Origin of the sequence: Blastococcus sp. TML/M2B, from assembly GCF_016612865.1 — a bacterium.
In the GTDB taxonomy this organism is placed as follows: Bacteria; Actinomycetota; Actinomycetes; order Mycobacteriales; family Geodermatophilaceae; genus Blastococcus.
Map to the genome: position 1 here is coordinate 1,251,808 of NZ_JAENZZ010000002.1, position 15,499 is coordinate 1,267,306.

Sequence of the window (15,499 nt, forward strand, 5' to 3'; positions counted from 1 at the left end):
CACCCTACGGCCGCGCCCGGGGAGGCTCCGTGCGCCCGCTCTACGCTGCTGGCCATGACCGTCCGGCTGACCCGCATCTACACGAAGACCGGCGACGCCGGTCAGACCCACCTGGGCGACATGAGCCGGGTGGCCAAGACCGATCCGCGGCTGGTCGCCTACGCCGACGTCGACGAGACCAACAGCGTGCTCGGGACGGCGGTGGCGCTGGGCGCGCCCGAGCCGGCCCTGGCCGAGCTGATCCGCAGCATCCAGAACGACCTGTTCGACGTCGGCGCAGACCTGTGCACGCCGATCACGCCGGACCCGGAGTACCCGCCGCTGCGGATCACCGCCGCCTACACCGAGCGGCTGGAGGCGGCCTGCGACGAGTACAACGAGACGCTGCCGAAGCTGAACAGCTTCATCCTGCCCGGCGGCACGCCGCTGGCCGCCCTGCTGCACCAGGCCCGCGTCGTCGCCCGGAGGGCCGAGCGCAGCGTCTGGGCGCTGCTCGAGGCCGACGAGGCCGCCGGCCGCACCGGGGTCACCAACGTCGAGCCCGCGCGCTACCTCAACCGGCTCTCGGACCTGCTGTTCATCCTGTCGCGGGTGGCCAACCCCGGCGGGGACATCCTCTGGGTCCCCGGCGGCCGCTCCGCGGACGCGCAGGAGCCCGCCGAGGGCTGAGCCCGCCCCTCCCCCGGCCGGCGCCGGCTCAGTGCCCGGGTGGGGCGGACTCCACCCAGGACAGGAAGCCGGTGACCGTCGAGCGGTCCATCGCCAGCTCGCGCTCACCCTGGGCCGTCGCGCAGGCGAGGACGACGACGTCCTCGGGCAGGCCGACGTCGTCCCGGCCGGCCGGGCGCTGCGCGCCCACGGCGAAGCCGGACCGGGACAGCCGGTGCTGCGGCCGGACCGAGAGCGACAGCGCCCGGTACCAGAGCAGGGCGTCGCCGCCGTACCAGGCGACGCCCACCGACCAGCGCGTCGAGCCGGGGGCGCGCAGCCACATGGTGACCGCCCCCAGCCCGGAGAGCAGGAAGCGGCGGCGCAGCAGGAACACCACCGTGACCACGACGGCCAGCAGTCCGAGGAGGACCAGCAGGACCGTGGTCACGGGGAGGCCGGGCGCTGCGCGGGAGGTGCGGTCGGCCTCAGACGGTCTCGCCCGCGGCCCGCAGGCGCGACTGCGCGCGACGGGCGGCGTCCAGCGCCTCGCCGTCGTCGTCCCCGGCGGACTCGGCGCGGCGCAGCGCCTCGCGGGCGCGCTCGACGTCGATCTCGGTGGAGATCTCGGCGGTCTCCGCGAGGATGGACACGCCGGCCTCGCTCACCGAGAGGAAGCCACCGTGCGCGGCGACGGTGAGGTCCTCACCGCTCTCGGTGCGGATGGTGACCACGCCACCGGGCGCCAGCTGCCCCAGCAGGGGCGCGTGCCCGGGCAGGACGCCCAGCTCACCCTCGGTCGTGCGGGCGATGACCATCGTGGCCTCGCCGGACCAGATCTTGCGCTCGACGGCCACCAACTCGACCTGCAGGGTCGCCACGACACTCCTCGGGTTCTCCGGACGGGGCTCCCACCCTAGCGCCGGCCGGCGCGGCGGCTCCCCCTGCCCCCTGGAACGGCGGCCGGGACGCCTGCTCGCACGAGGGTCAGGCGGCGCGGCGGTAGAGCAGCGTGAAGCGGCCGACGCGCACCCACGGGTGCCGGACCGTCGAGGCCGGCGCCCACTCCTCCACCCGGAACCGGGCGCGCTCGACCGGCTCCTCGGGGGCGAACGGCGCCCACGTCCAGCCGGCGTCGCTGCCGGTGGCCGGGCGGTCGGTCGTCGTGCTGGTGGCGTCCACGTCGGATCCCTGTGCGCGCGCCCGCCGGTCGGGCGTTCCCTGTCGATGGTCGGCACGCCGGGGACCGGACCTGAGCCCCGGCCGCGAAAAACACCCGGTCGGGTGACCCGGAGACGCCGACGGCCGGGCCCTCCGCGAGGAGGACCCGGCCGTCGATCAGGACCGAGCGGGTGCTCAGGCCTTCTTGAGCTTGTCCGCGTTGCGCTCGAGGTCCTCGAGCCCACCGCACATGAAGAAGGCCTGCTCCGGGACGTTGTCGTACTCGCCCTCGGTGATCGCCTTGAACGCCTGCAGCGTCTCCGACAGCGGCACGAACGAGCCGGGCTGACCGGTGAAGGCCTCGGCCACGAACATGTTCTGCGACAGGAAGCGCTCGACGCGACGGGCCCGGTTGACGGTGACCTTGTCCTCTTCACCGAGCTCGTCGATGCCGAGGATCGCGATGATGTCCTGCAGCTCCTGGTAGCGCTGCAGCACCTGCTTCACCCGCTGCGCCGTGTCGTAGTGCTCCTGGCCCACGTACTGCGGGTCGAGGATCCGGCTGGTGGAGTCCAGCGGGTCCACGGCCGGGTAGATGCCCTTCTCCGAGATCGGCCGCGAGAGCACGGTCGTCGCGTCGAGGTGGGCGAAGGTGGTGTGCGGCGCCGGGTCGGTGATGTCGTCGGCGGGCACGTAGATCGCCTGGAGCGAGGTGATCGAGCGACCCCGCGTCGAGGTGATCCGCTCCTGCAGCTCACCCATCTCGTCGGCCAGGGTCGGCTGGTAGCCCACGGCGGAGGGCATGCGGCCCAGCAGCGTGGAGACCTCGGAGCCGGCCTGGGTGAACCGGAAGATGTTGTCGATGAAGAGCAGCACGTCCTGGTTCTGCTCGTCGCGGAAGTACTCCGCCATCGTCAGCGCGGAGAGCGCGACCCGCAGACGGGTGCCCGGCGGCTCGTCCATCTGGCCGAAGACCAGGGCGGTCGAGTTGATGACGCCGGACTCGGTCATCTCGGTGATGAGGTCGTTGCCCTCACGGGTGCGCTCGCCGACACCGGCGAACACCGACACGCCACCGAACTCCTGGGCGACGCGGCGGATCATCTCCTGGATGAGCACGGTCTTGCCGACGCCGGCACCACCGAACAGACCGATCTTCCCACCGGCCACGTAGGGCGTGAGCAGGTCGATGACCTTGATGCCGGTCTCCAGCATCTCGGTGCGGCCCTCGAGCTGGTCGAACCGGGGCGCGTGGCGGTGGATGGTCCACCGGGGCGCGTCCAGGCCGTAGCCGGGCTCGTCGAGGCACTCGCCCAAGGCGTTCCACACGTGGCCGGTGGTCACGTCGCCGACGGGGACGCTGATCGCGCTGCCGGTGTCGGTGACCTCGGACCCGCGCACGAGACCGTCGGTCGGGGCCATCGAGATGGTCCGGACCACGTTCTCGCCCAGGTGCTGGGCGACCTCGAGGGTCAGGGTCTTGCTGAGGTCGGCGAGCGTGACGTCGACCTTCAGGGCGTTGAACAGGTCGGGCATCGCGTCGCGCGGGAACTCGACGTCGACGACCGGCCCGGTGACCCGCACGACGCGGCCGGTGCTGGCCTGCGTCTGCGAGCTGGTCGGACGGTCCTCGGTGACGGTCATCTGTACTGCTCTCCTGCCCTCGGGCTCGTGCTGCGTGGGGGAACGGTGGTGAGCGGGTCAGTCGCCCGCGTTGGCCGAGACCAGCGCGTCGGCGCCGCCGACGATCTCGCTGATCTCCTGGGTGATCTCCGCCTGGCGGGCCTGGTTCGCCTGCCGGGACAGGTTCTTCGCCAGCTCCTCCGCGTTGTCGGAGGCCGACTTCATCGCCCGGCGGCGCGACGCCGACTCGGAGGCTGCCGCCTCGAGCATCGCCGCGTAGATCCGGGTGGTGATGTACTTCGGCAGCAGGGCGTCCAGCAGACCCTCGGCCGACGGCTCGAACTCGTAGGAGGTCGGGACGCCCGAGTCGGCGGCCGCACCGCGCTCGCGGTCCTCCCGCTCGTAGTCGAACTCCTCGACCTCCTCCACCTCCAGCGGAGCCATGCGCTTGGCGACCGGCACCTGGGCGAGCAGCGAGCGGAACTCGGTGTAGACGATGTGCAGCTCGTCCACGCCGAGGATGCCGTCGGCACCCGCACCGCCGTCCTCGTCATCGGCACCGGCGGTGAAGACGTCGATCAGCGCGGAGCCGACCTCCTGCGCGTCCTCGTAGCCGGGCTGCTCGGAGAAGCCGGTGAACGTGGCCGCCATCTCGCGGTCGCGGAAGGAGTAGTAGGTCTCCCCCTTGCGGCCGACGACGTACAGCACCGGCTGCTTGCCCTCCTGACGGAGGAGCGCGAGCAGCTCCTCCGTCCGGCGGAGGACGTTCCACGTTGTACGAGCCGGCGAACCCGCGGTCGGAGGTGATGACCAGGACGGCGGCGCGCTGGGGGTTCTCCCGCTCTGTGAGCAGCGGGTGGTCCAACGACGCCGACGACGCCAGCGCGGAGAGGACCCGCGTGATCTCCCGGGCGTAGGGCTTGGACGCCTCGACCCGGGCCTGGGCGCGCACGATGCGGGCACCGGCGATCAGCTCCTGAGCCGAGAAGATCTTCTTCGTCGACTGGGTGGAGCGGATGCGGCGCCGCAGGGCGCGCAGAGAGGCGGCCACGGGTCAGGCCTTCTTCTTGACCTGGACGCGCTCCTGGCCCCGCTCCGAGGCGTCCATGGCCTCGGCCTCGGGCTCGTTCACCCGGAGCGACTCGCCCTCCCCGGTGGTGAACTGCCCGTAGAAGGACTCCACGGCGCGCTCGAGGCTCGCGACGGTGTCGTCCTCGAGCTTCTTGGTGCTGCGGATGGCGTCGAAGATGCCGTTGTCGCCGCGGCCGATGAAGTCGAGGAACTCCGACTCGAAGCGGCGCACGTCGGACACCGGGACGACGTCGAGCTTGCCGGTGGTGCCCAGCCACAGCGAGACGACCTGCTTCTCGACCGGGTAGGGCGAGTACTGGCCCTGCTTGAGCAGCTCGACCAGGCGCATGCCGCGGTCCAGGGTCGCGCGGCTGGAGGCGTCGAGGTCGGACGAGAAGGAGGCGAAGGCCTCCAGCTCGCGGAACTGCGCGAGGTCCAGGCGGAGCCGGCCGGCGACGGACTTCATCGCCTTGACCTGCGCCGAACCACCGACTCGGGACACCGAGATGCCGACGTTGATGGCGGGGCGGACACCGGAGTTGAACAGACCCGTCTCGAGGAAGATCTGGCCGTCGGTGATCGAGATGACGTTGGTCGGGATGTAGGCCGACACGTCGTTGCCCTTGGTCTCGACCAGCGGCAGACCGGTCATCGACCCGGCACCCAGCTCGTCGGAGAGCTTCGCGCAGCGCTCCAGCAGGCGGGAGTGCAAGTAGAAGACGTCGCCGGGGTAGGCCTCGCGGCCCGGCGGGCGGCGCAGCAGCAGCGAGACCGCGCGGTAGGCCTCGGCCTGCTTCGACAGGTCGTCGAACACGATGAGGACGTGCTTGCCCTCGTACATCCACTGCTGGCCGATGGCCGAGCCGGTGTAGGGGGCGATGTACTTGAAGCCGGCGGCCTCGGAGGCGGGGGCCGCGACGATGGTCGTGTACTCCATCGCGCCGGCCTCTTCGAGGGCGGTCTTCAGGGCCGCGATCGTCGAGCCCTTCTGGCCCACGGCCACGTAGATGCAGCGGACCTGCTGCGACGGGTCGCCGGTGGCCCAGGCTTCCTTCTGGTTGATGATCGTGTCCGTCGCGACCGCGGTCTTGCCGGTCTGGCGGTCACCGATGATCAGCTGGCGCTGGCCGCGGCCGACGGGGGTCATGGCGTCGATGGCCTTGATCCCGGTCTGCATGGGCTCGTGCACCGACTGGCGCTGCACCACGGTGGGCGCCTGCAGCTCGAGGGCGCGGCGGCCGGTGGTGGCGATCGGGCCGCCACCGTCGATCGGGTTGCCCAGCGGGTCCACGACGCGGCCGAGGTAGCCGTCGCCGACGGGCACGGAGAGCACCTCGCCGGTGCGGCGGACCTGCTGGCCCTCCTCGATGCCGGAGAAGTCACCCAGGACGACGACGCCGACCTCGCGCACGTCGAGGTTCAGGGCCAGGCCGCGGACGCCGCTCTCGAACTCGAGCAGCTCGTTGGTCATGACCGAGGGCAGGCCCTCGACGCGGGCGATGCCGTCGCCGGCCTCGGTGACCGTCCCGACCTCCTCGCGGGAGACGTCGGGCCGGTACTCGGTGACGTAGTTCTGGATGGCACTGCGGATCTCGTCTGCGGAGATCGTCAGCTCGGCCATGGCTCTGGTCCTCTTCCCTGCGGGGGTCGTTGTGGTCTGCGGAGGGGCGGTCAGCCGGCCAGCCGCCGGCGGGCGGCTTCCAGCCGGTGGGCGATGCTGCCGTCGATGACCTCGTCGCCCACCTGGACGACCAGGCCGCCCAGCACGTCGGGGTCGACCGTGACCTGGAGCCCGACCGGCCGGCCGTAGAGGCGGCCGAGCACGTCGCCCAGCTGCTGCTCCTGGGCCGGCGTGAGGGCCACCGCGGTGGTCACGCGGGCGACCGACTGGCCCCGGCGGCGGCTGGCCACCTCGGACAGCCGCTCGATGGCGATCTCGGCGGTACCGGCGTGCGAGCCGGTGAGCACGTTGCGCAGCAGCTGCTCGGTCACGGCGTTCACCCGACCGGACAGCAGCCGGTCCAGGAGCGCCGCGCGGCCCTCCACCGGTGCCTTGCGGTCGCTGAGGATCCGGTTGAGCTCGCGGTCCCCGGCGACGATGCGCCCGAAGCGGAAGAGCTCGTCCTCGACGCCGTCCAGCTCGCCGTTCACGTCGGCGGCGTCCAGTGCCGCCTCGGTGGCGACGGTGACGGTCGCCTCGACCAGGTCGATCGGCCGCGACCAGCGCTGCCGGGCGATCGTCTCGACCAGGTCGAGCGCGGTCGGCGACAGCTGGGAGGCGAAGAGGCGGCGCACCAGTCCGGCGCGCTCCTCCGGCTTCCCGGCCGGGTCGGCCATCGCCCGTCGCAGGGTGAGCTGGCCGTCCAGCACCCGGGACACCGCGAAGAGCTCGTCCGCGATGGAGAGCAGCTCCGGCCCGGTGGCGGGGTGCGCGGACCGACGCGTCAGCTGCTCGAGGCGCTCGCGCACCTCGACGATGGCCGCGCGGGTGGAGGCCTCCATCAGCGGTTGCTCTCCGCCACGGCCCCGCGGCCGTCGCCGGAGGCGGCCATGCCGTCCAGCTCCGCGAGGAAGCGGTCGACGGTGCCGCTGCGACGGGCGTCGTCGGCCAGCGACTCGCCCACCACGCGACCGGCGAGGTCCACGGCCAGCGTGCCGATCTGCCCACGGAGCTCGTGGACGATCTGCTGCCGCTGGGCCGCCAGCTGCTCTTCGCCGCGGGCGACGATGCGAGCCGACTCCTCCTGGGCCTGGGTGCGCAGCTCCTCGAGGATCTGCTGCCCCTCGGCGCGGGCGGCGTCGCGGATCTGCGCGGCCTCGCCACGGGCCTCGGCCAGCTGCGCCCGGTACTGCTCGAGCGCCGCCTTCGCCTCGGCCTGCATGGCCTCGGCACGCTCGAGGCCGCCCTCGATCGCCTCACGACGAGCGACGAACGCCTTCTCGAAGCTCGGCACCACGAACTTGATCACCACGAAGGCGAGGATCGCGAAGGTGATCAGGCCGACGATGATCTCGCCCACCGGGGGGAGGAGCGGGTTGGCGCTCTCCGCAGCCAGGATGTTCATGCTCTGCACGTCCCTACGTCAGCTGGACAGGACCGGCTGGCTCAGCCGTAGATGAAGGGCGCGACCAGACCGATGAGCGCCAGCGCCTCGGAGAGGGCGGCACCGAGGAAGGCGTAGGTCCGGGTCAGGCCGGCCGACTCGGGCTGGCGGGCGGTCGCCTGGATGTAGGCGGCCCACACGACACCGACACCGATACCGGGGCCGATGGCGGCGAGGCCGTAGCCGATCGCGCCGACATTGCCCTCGAGCTCTGCGAGAACCTCGATCATTGGGGGGTCTTCCTCCTGTGTCGGTCACCCGGGTGCGTCCCGGGTGGCTGGCGGGGTGGAGCGGTCAGTGGGCGGGTTCGACGGCACCGTTGAGGTAGGTGGCCGTCAGAACGGTGAAGACGTACGCCTGGAGCACGATCACCAGCACCTCGAAGAACGTCATGGCCAGGGCCATGAGGAACGCGAACGGGCTGAAGATGATCGAGAAGTTGCCCACCTGGAGCAGGTAGACGGTGCCCAGCGAGAACACGACGAGCAGCATGTGCCCCGCGAACATGTTCGCGAAGAGCCGGACCGCGAGGGTGAACGGCCGGATGATGAACACCTGCAGCAGCTCGATCGGGGTCACCAGGATCAGCGCGCCGACGGGCACGCCCGGCGGGATGGCGGCGTCCTTGAAGTACTTGCCGGCGCCCTGCTCCCGGATGCCGACCCAGTTGTAGAGGATCCACACGAGCACCGCGAGCACCAGCGGCAGGGCGAACTTCGACATCGGCGAGATCTGCGCGAACGGGATGATGCTCATCGCGTTGTTCGCCAGGATGAAGAAGAAGAGGGAGGCGAGGAACGGCGCGAACGGCAGGCCCTTGGGGCCGATGACGTCGCGGGCCATCCCGTCGCGGACGAGGGAGTAACCGCTCTCGCCCAGGAACTGCAGCCTGCTCGGCACGATCGAGGCCTTGCGCGAGGCGAGGACCAGGAAGACCAGGATCGCGGCGGTCGCGACCCAGGAGATGATCGTGATGCGGGTGATCGCGAAGTCGACGCCCAGGAGCGAGAACTCCGCGATGGGCTCCGGGTAGAACTCCGCGATCGTCGGAGCGTGGAAGCCTTCTCCGCCGGATGCGAGCACGCTGCCGAGCGCTGAGGCGCTGGAGGTCACCGTTGTCCCTTCTGCGTCGGGCCCTGCGTCCGAGGCGAGCTCCGCTGCCCGCCCGGGGTCGTGCGTGTGTGCGATCGGGCCCCGGGGGGCGGGTCGACGGCACCGTACTTGACGACCACCAGGTAGATGGCCACACCCAGACCGAGGATGACGCCGACGAGGGTGAAGACTCGCGTCTCCCACCAGCGGTCGAGCAGCCAGCCGACCCCGCCCCACACGAGCATCCCCGAGAGCATCGTCCCGGTGATCCCCCACCCCACGTCCGCCCCGGAGGGAGGACGCTCGGCGTCTGCGGAGCGCGGTCGAGCGTCCCTGCGTGCAGGGGTGTTCTCGGCCATCACTCGGGACACTATCTCAGCCGTCGGACGCCGGACGGGCCGGGTCCGGGGCGGCACCGTCGGGACCACCCGCCCGGGTGGCGGCGGGCGCGGCCGGCGGCGCCACGTAGAACACCTGGCGGGTCCACACCCAGCGCATCTGCACGCCGCTCCACAGCAGCGCGCCGGCGATGACCGTCCAGGCGAGGACGGGCCGGTCGAGCCAGCCGTCCTCCGGGAGCGCGCCGAGCAGGGCGAACAGCACCAGCAGCTTGACCAGGAAGGTCCCGAGCGCCGCCGGCAGCGCCAGGGCGTCCTGGATGCCGCCGGCCCAGGCGATGACGACGCCGGAGACGGCGAAGAAGGCGACCACGGTGGCCGCGCCCACCAGGACGGCGACGGCGCTCCCCCAGCCGCCGATCACACCGGCCACGGGTGCGGCGACGGCGGTCGCGACCGCCGAGGCGATCGCCCCCACCCGGAGGAACGCCAGGTCCCACGGCGCCCGGGCCTCCGGGGTCGCGGGGGCGGCGGGCTGCGGTGCTGCGGTCATCTCAGGACCTTCCGGCTCTCGGCGGCGCGGGCGGCGGCCCGGCCGGCGCGCGCCTCGGCGCCCCGGCCCCGCACGGCCCGGGCGGTGGGGTGGTCGGCGCGGCTGCGCTGCCGCTGCGCCGCGAGCTCCGCGGCGCGCGCCTCGCGCGCCGCCCGGCGGGCCCGCGGGCTCAGCACCACGACCAGGCCGACGACCAGCAGGACGGCGATCGCGACCAGCAGCTCCGCCGTGCCGCCGGTGATGGAGAGCGCGACCGCACCGAAGGACAGCAGCGCCGCCCAGAAGTACATGACGAGCACCGCGCGGCGGTGCGAGTGGCCGATGGAGAGCAGCCGGTGGTGCAGGTGCATCTTGTCCGGCGCGAACGGCGAGCGCCCCTGCCGGGTGCGCCGGACGACCGCCATGACGAGGTCGATGAAGGGGATGAAGAGCACCGCCACCGGCACCAGCAGGGGCAGCGTCAGGGGCAGCAGGGTGGCCGCGGAGTCGAAGGACTGCGGGTCCACTCCCCCGGTCGCGGTGACCGCTGCCGCCGACAGCATCAGCCCGACCAGCATCGAGCCGGAGTCGCCCATGAAGATCCGCGCCGGGCTGAAGTTGTGCGGGAGGAAGCCCAGGCAGGCGCCGGCCAGCACGGCGGTGATCAGCGCCGGGGCGCTGGCTACGTCGTCGTAGCCGACCAGGCCCAGGTGGTAGCTGTAGGCGAAGAAGGCGATCGCCGCGATCGCCGAGACGCCGGCCGCCAGCCCGTCCAGGCCGTCGATGAAGTTCAGCGCGTTGACCACCAGGACGGTCAGCAGGATGGTCAGCGGAACGCCGACGTCCGGGCCCAGCGAGATGGTCCCGATGTCGGCCACCGGCAGGAACAGGAACGACAACTGCACGCCGAGCAGCACCATCACGCCGGCGGCGGCGATCTGCCCGGTGAGTTTCGTCAGGGCGTCCAGGCCCCACTTGTCGTCCAGCACACCCAGGGCGCAGATCAGCCCACCGGCGACGAGGACGGCGTAGGTCTGCGAGTCGTCGAACGTGCGCTGCAGGGCCGGCAGGCGCGTGGCGACCAGAACCGCGGTGGCCACGCCCAGGTACATCGCCACCCCGCCGCCGCGCGGCGTCGGGATCGAGTGCACGTCGCGGTCCCGGGGGGCGGCCATCATGCCGAAACGGATGGCCAGCATCCGCACCACCGGGGTGGTCAGGAAGGTGACCAGCGCTGCGGTGAGCAGGACGACGGCGTACTCGCGCATCGGCTCAGCCCGCCCGGACCGGCTCGGGACGGGGTCCGCGGGCGGGCGCGCTCATCCAGCCGCCCTCCCGCACGTCGTCGTGCCGCGACACCTCGAGGTGGCGCGGCGGTCTCCCCACGGTAGCGCCCGGACCCCGGGGTCCCCCGGACCGCACCGCGGCCCCGCGGTCGTGATCCGGCTCAGTCCTGGACGTCCGGGACGGCGTCGCGCAGCCGCTCGACCGGGATCGCGCCCACGCGGAGGACCCTCGGAGTGGCGCCGGTGCAGTCGACGATGGTGCTGGCCGCGGAGTCCGCGCGGGGCCCCCCGTCCAGGACGACGGCGGCGTGCGCGCCGAGCTGGTCGGCGGCCTCCTGCGCGGTGGTGGCGGCCGGCCGGCCGGAGCGGTTGGCGCTGGAGACCGCCAGCGGGCCGGTCCGCCGCAGCAGGTCGCGGGTCAGCTCGTCGTCGGGGAGCCGGACGGCGACCGTCCCCTCGGCGTCACCGAGGTCCCAGGCCAGCGACGGCGCGTGCTCGACGACGAGGGTCAGCCCGCCGGGCCAGAACGCCTGCGCCAGGGCGGTGGCCGCGGGCGGCGTGTGCAGAACCAGCCCGGCCAGCGTCGAGGCCTCGCCGATGAGCACCGGCACCGGCATCCCGCGGCCGCGGTTCTTCGCGGCCAGGAGGGCGGTCACGGCGTCCGGGTCGAACGCGTTCGCGGCCACCCCGTAGACGGTGTCGGTCGGCAGCAGCACCAGCTCCCCGCTGCCGATGGCCGCGGTCGCGGCCTCCAGGCCGGCGGTGCGCGCCTCGGGGTCGGTGCAGTCGTAGATCTCGGCCACGGGGAGGGAGTCTCCCACCGCTCCCCGCGCCCCGCGCCGGGCGGGTTCAGCGGCCGCCCTCGCCCCGGTTCCCCCGGCCGCCCCCCTGGCCGGGGCCCTTCTCGTCGTCCCGGTCGCGCGGGCCGCCACCGGGCTCGCCCCGGCCGCCGCCCTCCGGCTCGTCCGCCTCCTCGTCACCGCCGTCGTCCACCGGTGCCGGCGCGGGCGCGGGCGCCTGCGTGGGCTCCGGGACCGGCGGCACGGCGTAGCCGAGCCGGACCAGCGCGTCGGGCGGCAGGGCGCCGGCGGGCTCGACGGCGGTGACCAGCCCGGCGGCGACGTCGGCGGTCTCGACCGCGGCGAGCTCGACCCGGAGGCCGCGCCCGATGAGCTCGGCCTGCACTTCGCGGACCGGGCGGCCCACCAGCGCCTCGGCGAGGACGTCGACCGGGTCCGGCGTGCGCGGCGTGGTGGGGGTGGTCGACGCGGTCGTCGGCCCGGCCGTGGTCCCGGGCTGCCCGCCGTCGCCTGAGCTCGCGACGAGGGCGGCCACGCCCGGGACCACGAGCAGCGCGGCGAGCACCAGCACCACCGGCCACCGGCGCCGGCGCGACCGCTCGCCGGGCGGCCCGTCCGCGGGAGTGGGGACCGGCACGGCCGGGAGCACCGCCGTCGGCGCCGGGGACCGGGCCGGCGCACCGGCGCGCACCTCGTCGACGGCGTCGCGGAGCGCCGCGCCGTCCGGGAACCGGGCGGCGGGGTTCTTCACCATCGCGCGGTCGATGAGCGCGCGGACCTCCGGCGGGACCGAGGCCGGCAGCGGGTCGGGGTGCTCGCGGATCTGCATGACCGCGATCTGCACGGCGCTCTCGCCCTCGAACGCCCGCCGCCCGGCCAGGCACTCGTAGCCGACGGTCCCGAGCGCGTAGACGTCGCTGGCCGGGCTCGCCCGCTGCCCGGAGGCCTGCTCCGGGGAGAGGTAGTGCGCGGTGCCGATGACCTGGCCGGTGGTGGTGACGGCGGCGCTCGCGGCCGAGCGCGCGATGCCGAAGTCGGTCAGCTTCACCACGCCGTCGGAGCCGACCAGCAGGTTGGCCGGCTTGATGTCGCGGTGCACGACCCCGGCGGCGTGGGCGGCCCCGAGCCCGTCGGCAGCCTGGCGGAGCACGTCGAGCGTGCGCGGCACGTCCAGCCGCCCCTCCCGGCGCAGCACGTCGGCCAGCGACTCGCCCTCGACGAGCTCCATCACCAGGTAGGCCACCGGCGCGGAACCGGCCGTGCCGGGCAGCTCGCCGTAGTCGAAGACGGCGGCGATGTGCGGGTGGACCAGCGTTGCGGCGTGCTGCGCCTCCGCCCGGAACCGGGTGCGGAAGGCCGGTTCGGCGGCGAACTGCTCGCGCAGCACCTTGACCGCCACCGGGCGGTCGAGCAGCGTGTCGCGGCCGCGCCACACCTGGCCCATGCCGCCGCCGGCGATGAGCGAACCCAGCCGGTAGCGGTCGGCCAGCAGGCCGGGCTGCGGCCCGGGCCCGCTCACCGGTCCTCCCCCGGCCCCCTGCGGGCGGTCGTGAAGCGCGGGCGGCCGGAGAGATCGGGGTGGTCCTCGACGTCGGTGAACCCGCCGTGCGCGCGCACCACCGCGGGCAGCGCCGTCCCCTGCTGGTCGGCGTGCTCGATGCCGAGCCGGCCGCCGGGGCGGAGCAGCCGCGCCGCGACGCCGAGCATGCCGCGCACGACGTCGAGGCCGTCGGGGCCGCCCCACAGCGCCAGCGGCGGGTCGTGGTCGGCCACCTCGCGCGGCACGCGGGCGCCGTCGGGCACGTACGGCGGGTTGGAGACCACGAGATCGACCCGCCCGTCGAGCTCGGAGAGCAGCGCGGGGTCGGTCATGTCGCCGGCGACGACGCCCACCGGGGTGTCCCCGGCGCCGACGCGGTCGAGGGCGTTGTGGCGGGTCCAGGCGATGGCGCCGGGATCGCGCTCCACGGCGGTGACCCGCGCGCCGGGGTGCTCGTGCGCGATCGACAGCGCGATGGCGCCCGAGCCGCTGCCGAGGTCGACCACGACCGGCCCGTCGACGCCGGCCAGCTGCTCCAGCGCCCACTCGACGAGCAGTTCGGTCTCCGGCCGCGGGACGAACACCCCCGGGCCGACGGCGAGCTCGAGCCGCCGGAACGGGGCCCGGCCGGTGAGGTGCTGCAGCGGCACGCGGTCGGCGCGCTGCTCCACCAGGCCGGCGAACCGCGCCGCGGCGTCGTCGTCGACCTCGTCGAGGGTGAGCAGCCCGGCGCGGGTCCGGCCCACGACGTGCGCGAGCAGCAGCTCGGCGTCGACCCGCGGGGACTCGACGCCGGCGTCGGCCAGCCGGCGCGCGGCGTCGGCGAGCAGCGTGCGGACCCTCGCCCCGGACCCGCCCCTCAGGAGCCGGCCGCCAGCAGCTCGGCGGTGTGCGCGCTGCTCAGCGCGTCGATCACCGCGTCCAGGTCGCCGTCGAGCACGGCATCCAGGTTGTGCGACTTGTAGCCGACCCGGTGGTCGGAGATCCGGTTCTCCGGGAAGTTGTAGGTGCGCACCCGCTCGCTGCGGTCGACGGTGCGCACCTGGCTGCGCCGCTGGTCGCTCGCGGTGGCGGCCGCCTCCTCGCGGGCGGCGGCCAGCAGGCGGGAGCGCAGCACCCGCAGCGCCGACTCCTTGTTCTGCAGCTGGCTCTTCTCGTTCTGCGAGCTGACCACGATGCCGGAGGGCACGTGCGTGATGCGGACGGCGGAGTCGGTGGTGTTCACGCTCTGCCCGCCGGGGCCCGAGGAGCGGAACACGTCGATCCGCAGGTCGTTCGGGTCGACGGTGACGTCGACCTCCTCGGCCTCGGGCAGCACCAGGACACCGGCCGCCGAGGTGTGGATGCGGCCCTGGCTCTCCGTGGCGGGCACCCGTTGCACGCGGTGCACCCCGCCCTCGAACTTCAGCCGCGCCCAGATGCCCTCGTCGGTGCGGCTCTTGATCGCGACCGCCACGTCCTTGTAGCCGCCCAGCTCGGCGTCCTGGGCGTCGAGCACCTCGGTGGACCACCCGCGGCGCTCGGCGTAGCGCAGGTACATGCGCAGCAGGTCGCCGGCGAACAGCGCGGACTCCGCGCCGCCCTCCCCCGCCTTGATCTCGAGGATGACGTCCTTGTCGTCGTCGGGGTCCTTGGGCAGCAACTGCTCGCGCAGCCGGTCCTCCAGCTGCGGGATGCGCTGCTCGAGGGAGGCCGCCTCCTCGCGGAACGACGCATCCTCCGCGGCGAGCTCGCGGGCCGTGGCCAGGTCACCGCGCGCCTCGTCGAGGGCCCGGGCGGTCTCCACCAGCGGCGCGAGCTGCGCGTACCGGCGGCCCAGCCGGCGGGCCCGGCCCTGGTCGGCGTGCACCGCGGGGTCGGCGAGCTCCTGCTCCAGCGACGCGTGCTCGGCCAGCAGCACGGCCAGCCGGTCGGGGGCGAGGCTGCTCATCGGGGAACTCCTGCGTGCGGTCGGGTCCGGACACGACGACGGCGCCCGCCCCACCGCGAGGTGGGACGGGCGCCGTCGGGGGTGCTACTTGGCGTCTGCGGGCGCCTCGGCGGAGGCAGCGCCGCGCTTGCCGAACCGCTTCTCGAAGCGGGCGACGCGGCCACCGGTGTCGAGGATGCGCTGCTTGCCGGTGTAGAAGGGGTGGCAGGCGGAGCAGGTCTCGACGGTCAGCGTGCCGCTCGGCGAGGTGCTGCGGGTGGTGAAGGTGTTGCCGCAGCCACAGGTCACGGTGGTGACGTTGTAGGCCGGGTGGATGTCGGGCTTCATGGCTGGCGCCTCTTCCGAGAAGTCTCTGGTGTGCGTGTGGTGGAACG

19 protein-coding genes and 1 pseudogene are annotated in these 15,499 nt (G+C 73.6%); 1 reads left to right on the forward strand and 19 read right to left on the reverse strand.

Features of this window, described 5'->3' with window-relative positions; translation table 11 throughout:
* Positions 1 to 54 precede the first annotated feature (54 nt).
* Positions 55 to 669 carry a cob(I)yrinic acid a,c-diamide adenosyltransferase gene (locus JKP75_RS14515; protein ID WP_200490601.1) on the forward strand — a complete coding sequence of 205 codons (615 nt, stop codon included), beginning with the start codon at positions 55 to 57 and terminating at the stop codon, positions 667 to 669.
* A gap of 28 nt (positions 670 to 697) precedes the next feature.
* Here the strand turns inward: JKP75_RS14515 and JKP75_RS14520 are convergent, their stop codons facing one another.
* From JKP75_RS14520 to rpmE, 19 genes and pseudogenes are all read right to left on the reverse strand, one after another.
* On the reverse strand, positions 698 to 1,099 hold the full coding sequence (locus JKP75_RS14520) for a DUF2550 domain-containing protein (protein WP_200490600.1): 402 nt from the start codon (positions 1,097 to 1,099) through the stop codon (positions 698 to 700).
* 37 nt (positions 1,100 to 1,136) lie between these two features.
* A complete protein-coding gene (locus JKP75_RS14525; RefSeq protein WP_200490599.1) occupies positions 1,137 to 1,529 on the reverse strand; it encodes a F0F1 ATP synthase subunit epsilon in 393 nt (130 codons plus the stop codon).
* Positions 1,530 to 1,635: 106 nt separating this feature from the next.
* Complete coding sequence (locus JKP75_RS14530) at positions 1,636 to 1,830, reverse strand: hypothetical protein (RefSeq protein WP_200493191.1); 195 nt, start codon at positions 1,828 to 1,830, stop codon at positions 1,636 to 1,638.
* 174 nt (positions 1,831 to 2,004) lie between these two features.
* Complete coding sequence (gene atpD, locus JKP75_RS14535) at positions 2,005 to 3,453, reverse strand: F0F1 ATP synthase subunit beta (RefSeq protein ID WP_091765384.1); 1,449 nt, start codon at positions 3,451 to 3,453, stop codon at positions 2,005 to 2,007.
* A gap of 57 nt (positions 3,454 to 3,510) precedes the next feature.
* Positions 3,511 to 4,140 carry a F0F1 ATP synthase subunit gamma gene (locus JKP75_RS14540; RefSeq protein ID WP_309229858.1) on the reverse strand — a complete coding sequence of 210 codons (630 nt, stop codon included), beginning with the start codon at positions 4,138 to 4,140 and terminating at the stop codon, positions 3,511 to 3,513.
* 121 nt (positions 4,141 to 4,261) lie between these two features.
* Positions 4,262 to 4,483: pseudogene (locus JKP75_RS22975) on the reverse strand (F0F1 ATP synthase subunit gamma); the annotation flags it as partial.
* 3 nt (positions 4,484 to 4,486) lie between these two features.
* The gene (gene atpA / locus JKP75_RS14545) at positions 4,487 to 6,124 is read right to left on the reverse strand and encodes a F0F1 ATP synthase subunit alpha (protein ID WP_200490596.1); all 1,638 of its coding nucleotides are present in this window, start codon (positions 6,122 to 6,124) and stop codon (positions 4,487 to 4,489) included.
* Between the two features lie 50 nt (positions 6,125 to 6,174).
* Positions 6,175 to 7,005 carry a F0F1 ATP synthase subunit delta gene (locus JKP75_RS14550; RefSeq protein WP_200490595.1) on the reverse strand — a complete coding sequence of 277 codons (831 nt, stop codon included), beginning with the start codon at positions 7,003 to 7,005 and terminating at the stop codon, positions 6,175 to 6,177.
* Positions 7,005 to 7,568 carry a F0F1 ATP synthase subunit B gene (locus tag JKP75_RS14555; protein WP_200490594.1) on the reverse strand — a complete coding sequence of 188 codons (564 nt, stop codon included), beginning with the start codon at positions 7,566 to 7,568 and terminating at the stop codon, positions 7,005 to 7,007. Before JKP75_RS14555 ends, JKP75_RS14550 begins: the two co-directional genes overlap by 1 nt.
* Positions 7,569 to 7,609: 41 nt before the next feature.
* Positions 7,610 to 7,837: an ATP synthase F0 subunit C gene (gene atpE, locus JKP75_RS14560; protein ID WP_200493192.1), complete on the reverse strand. Its 228-nt coding sequence runs from the start codon at positions 7,835 to 7,837 to the stop codon at positions 7,610 to 7,612.
* A 64-nt stretch (positions 7,838 to 7,901) separates the two neighbouring features.
* Positions 7,902 to 8,690: a F0F1 ATP synthase subunit A gene (gene atpB / locus JKP75_RS14565; protein WP_309229860.1), complete on the reverse strand. Its 789-nt coding sequence runs from the start codon at positions 8,688 to 8,690 to the stop codon at positions 7,902 to 7,904.
* Positions 8,691 to 8,716: 26 nt separating this feature from the next.
* Positions 8,717 to 8,980: an AtpZ/AtpI family protein gene (locus JKP75_RS14570; protein WP_242471241.1), complete on the reverse strand. Its 264-nt coding sequence runs from the start codon at positions 8,978 to 8,980 to the stop codon at positions 8,717 to 8,719.
* A 94-nt stretch (positions 8,981 to 9,074) separates the two neighbouring features.
* Entirely contained in the window at positions 9,075 to 9,590 is a 516-nt protein-coding gene (locus JKP75_RS14575) for a hypothetical protein (RefSeq protein WP_200490591.1), read from the reverse strand.
* On the reverse strand, positions 9,587 to 10,837 hold the full coding sequence (locus JKP75_RS14580) for a glycosyltransferase family 4 protein (RefSeq protein ID WP_200490590.1): 1,251 nt from the start codon (positions 10,835 to 10,837) through the stop codon (positions 9,587 to 9,589). The genes JKP75_RS14575 and JKP75_RS14580 overlap by 4 nt, the downstream gene beginning before the upstream one ends.
* Before the next feature lie 179 nt (positions 10,838 to 11,016).
* Positions 11,017 to 11,676, reverse strand: a complete 660-nt coding sequence (locus JKP75_RS14585; RefSeq protein ID WP_309229861.1) for an L-threonylcarbamoyladenylate synthase — start codon at positions 11,674 to 11,676, stop codon at positions 11,017 to 11,019.
* A 28-nt stretch (positions 11,677 to 11,704) separates the two neighbouring features.
* The gene (locus JKP75_RS14590) at positions 11,705 to 13,174 is read right to left on the reverse strand and encodes a protein kinase (protein ID WP_309229862.1); all 1,470 of its coding nucleotides are present in this window, start codon (positions 13,172 to 13,174) and stop codon (positions 11,705 to 11,707) included.
* The gene (prmC, locus tag JKP75_RS14595; protein WP_200493367.1) at positions 13,171 to 14,058 is read right to left on the reverse strand and encodes a peptide chain release factor N(5)-glutamine methyltransferase; all 888 of its coding nucleotides are present in this window, start codon (positions 14,056 to 14,058) and stop codon (positions 13,171 to 13,173) included. The genes JKP75_RS14590 and prmC overlap by 4 nt, the downstream gene beginning before the upstream one ends.
* On the reverse strand, positions 14,055 to 15,125 hold the full coding sequence (gene prfA / locus JKP75_RS14600; RefSeq protein ID WP_200493193.1) for a peptide chain release factor 1: 1,071 nt from the start codon (positions 15,123 to 15,125) through the stop codon (positions 14,055 to 14,057). Before prfA ends, prmC begins: the two co-directional genes overlap by 4 nt.
* 84 nt (positions 15,126 to 15,209) lie before the next feature.
* Entirely contained in the window at positions 15,210 to 15,452 is a 243-nt protein-coding gene (gene rpmE, locus JKP75_RS14605; protein ID WP_200490589.1) for a 50S ribosomal protein L31, read from the reverse strand.
* Between the last annotated feature and the right edge of the window lie 47 nt (positions 15,453 to 15,499).

Bases quoted from the DNA above. Each gene is read 5' to 3' on its own strand.
- JKP75_RS14515 (WP_200490601.1), top strand. From the start codon at position 55: ATGACCGTCCGGCTGACCCGCATCTACACGAAGACCGGCGACGCCGGT.
- atpD (WP_091765384.1), bottom strand. From the start codon at position 3,453: ATGACCGTCACCGAGGACCGTCCGACCAGCTCGCAGACGCAGGCCAGC.
- atpA (WP_200490596.1), bottom strand. From the start codon at position 6,124: ATGGCCGAGCTGACGATCTCCGCAGACGAGATCCGCAGTGCCATCCAG.
- JKP75_RS14550 (WP_200490595.1), bottom strand. From the start codon at position 7,005: ATGGAGGCCTCCACCCGCGCGGCCATCGTCGAGGTGCGCGAGCGCCTC.
- JKP75_RS14555 (WP_200490594.1), bottom strand. From the start codon at position 7,568: ATGAACATCCTGGCTGCGGAGAGCGCCAACCCGCTCCTCCCCCCGGTG.
- atpE (WP_200493192.1), bottom strand. From the start codon at position 7,837: ATGATCGAGGTTCTCGCAGAGCTCGAGGGCAATGTCGGCGCGATCGGC.
- JKP75_RS14575 (WP_200490591.1), bottom strand. From the start codon at position 9,590: ATGACCGCAGCACCGCAGCCCGCCGCCCCCGCGACCCCGGAGGCCCGG.
- JKP75_RS14580 (WP_200490590.1), bottom strand. From the start codon at position 10,837: ATGCGCGAGTACGCCGTCGTCCTGCTCACCGCAGCGCTGGTCACCTTC.
- prfA (WP_200493193.1), bottom strand. From the start codon at position 15,125: ATGAGCAGCCTCGCCCCCGACCGGCTGGCCGTGCTGCTGGCCGAGCAC.
- rpmE (WP_200490589.1), bottom strand. From the start codon at position 15,452: ATGAAGCCCGACATCCACCCGGCCTACAACGTCACCACCGTGACCTGT.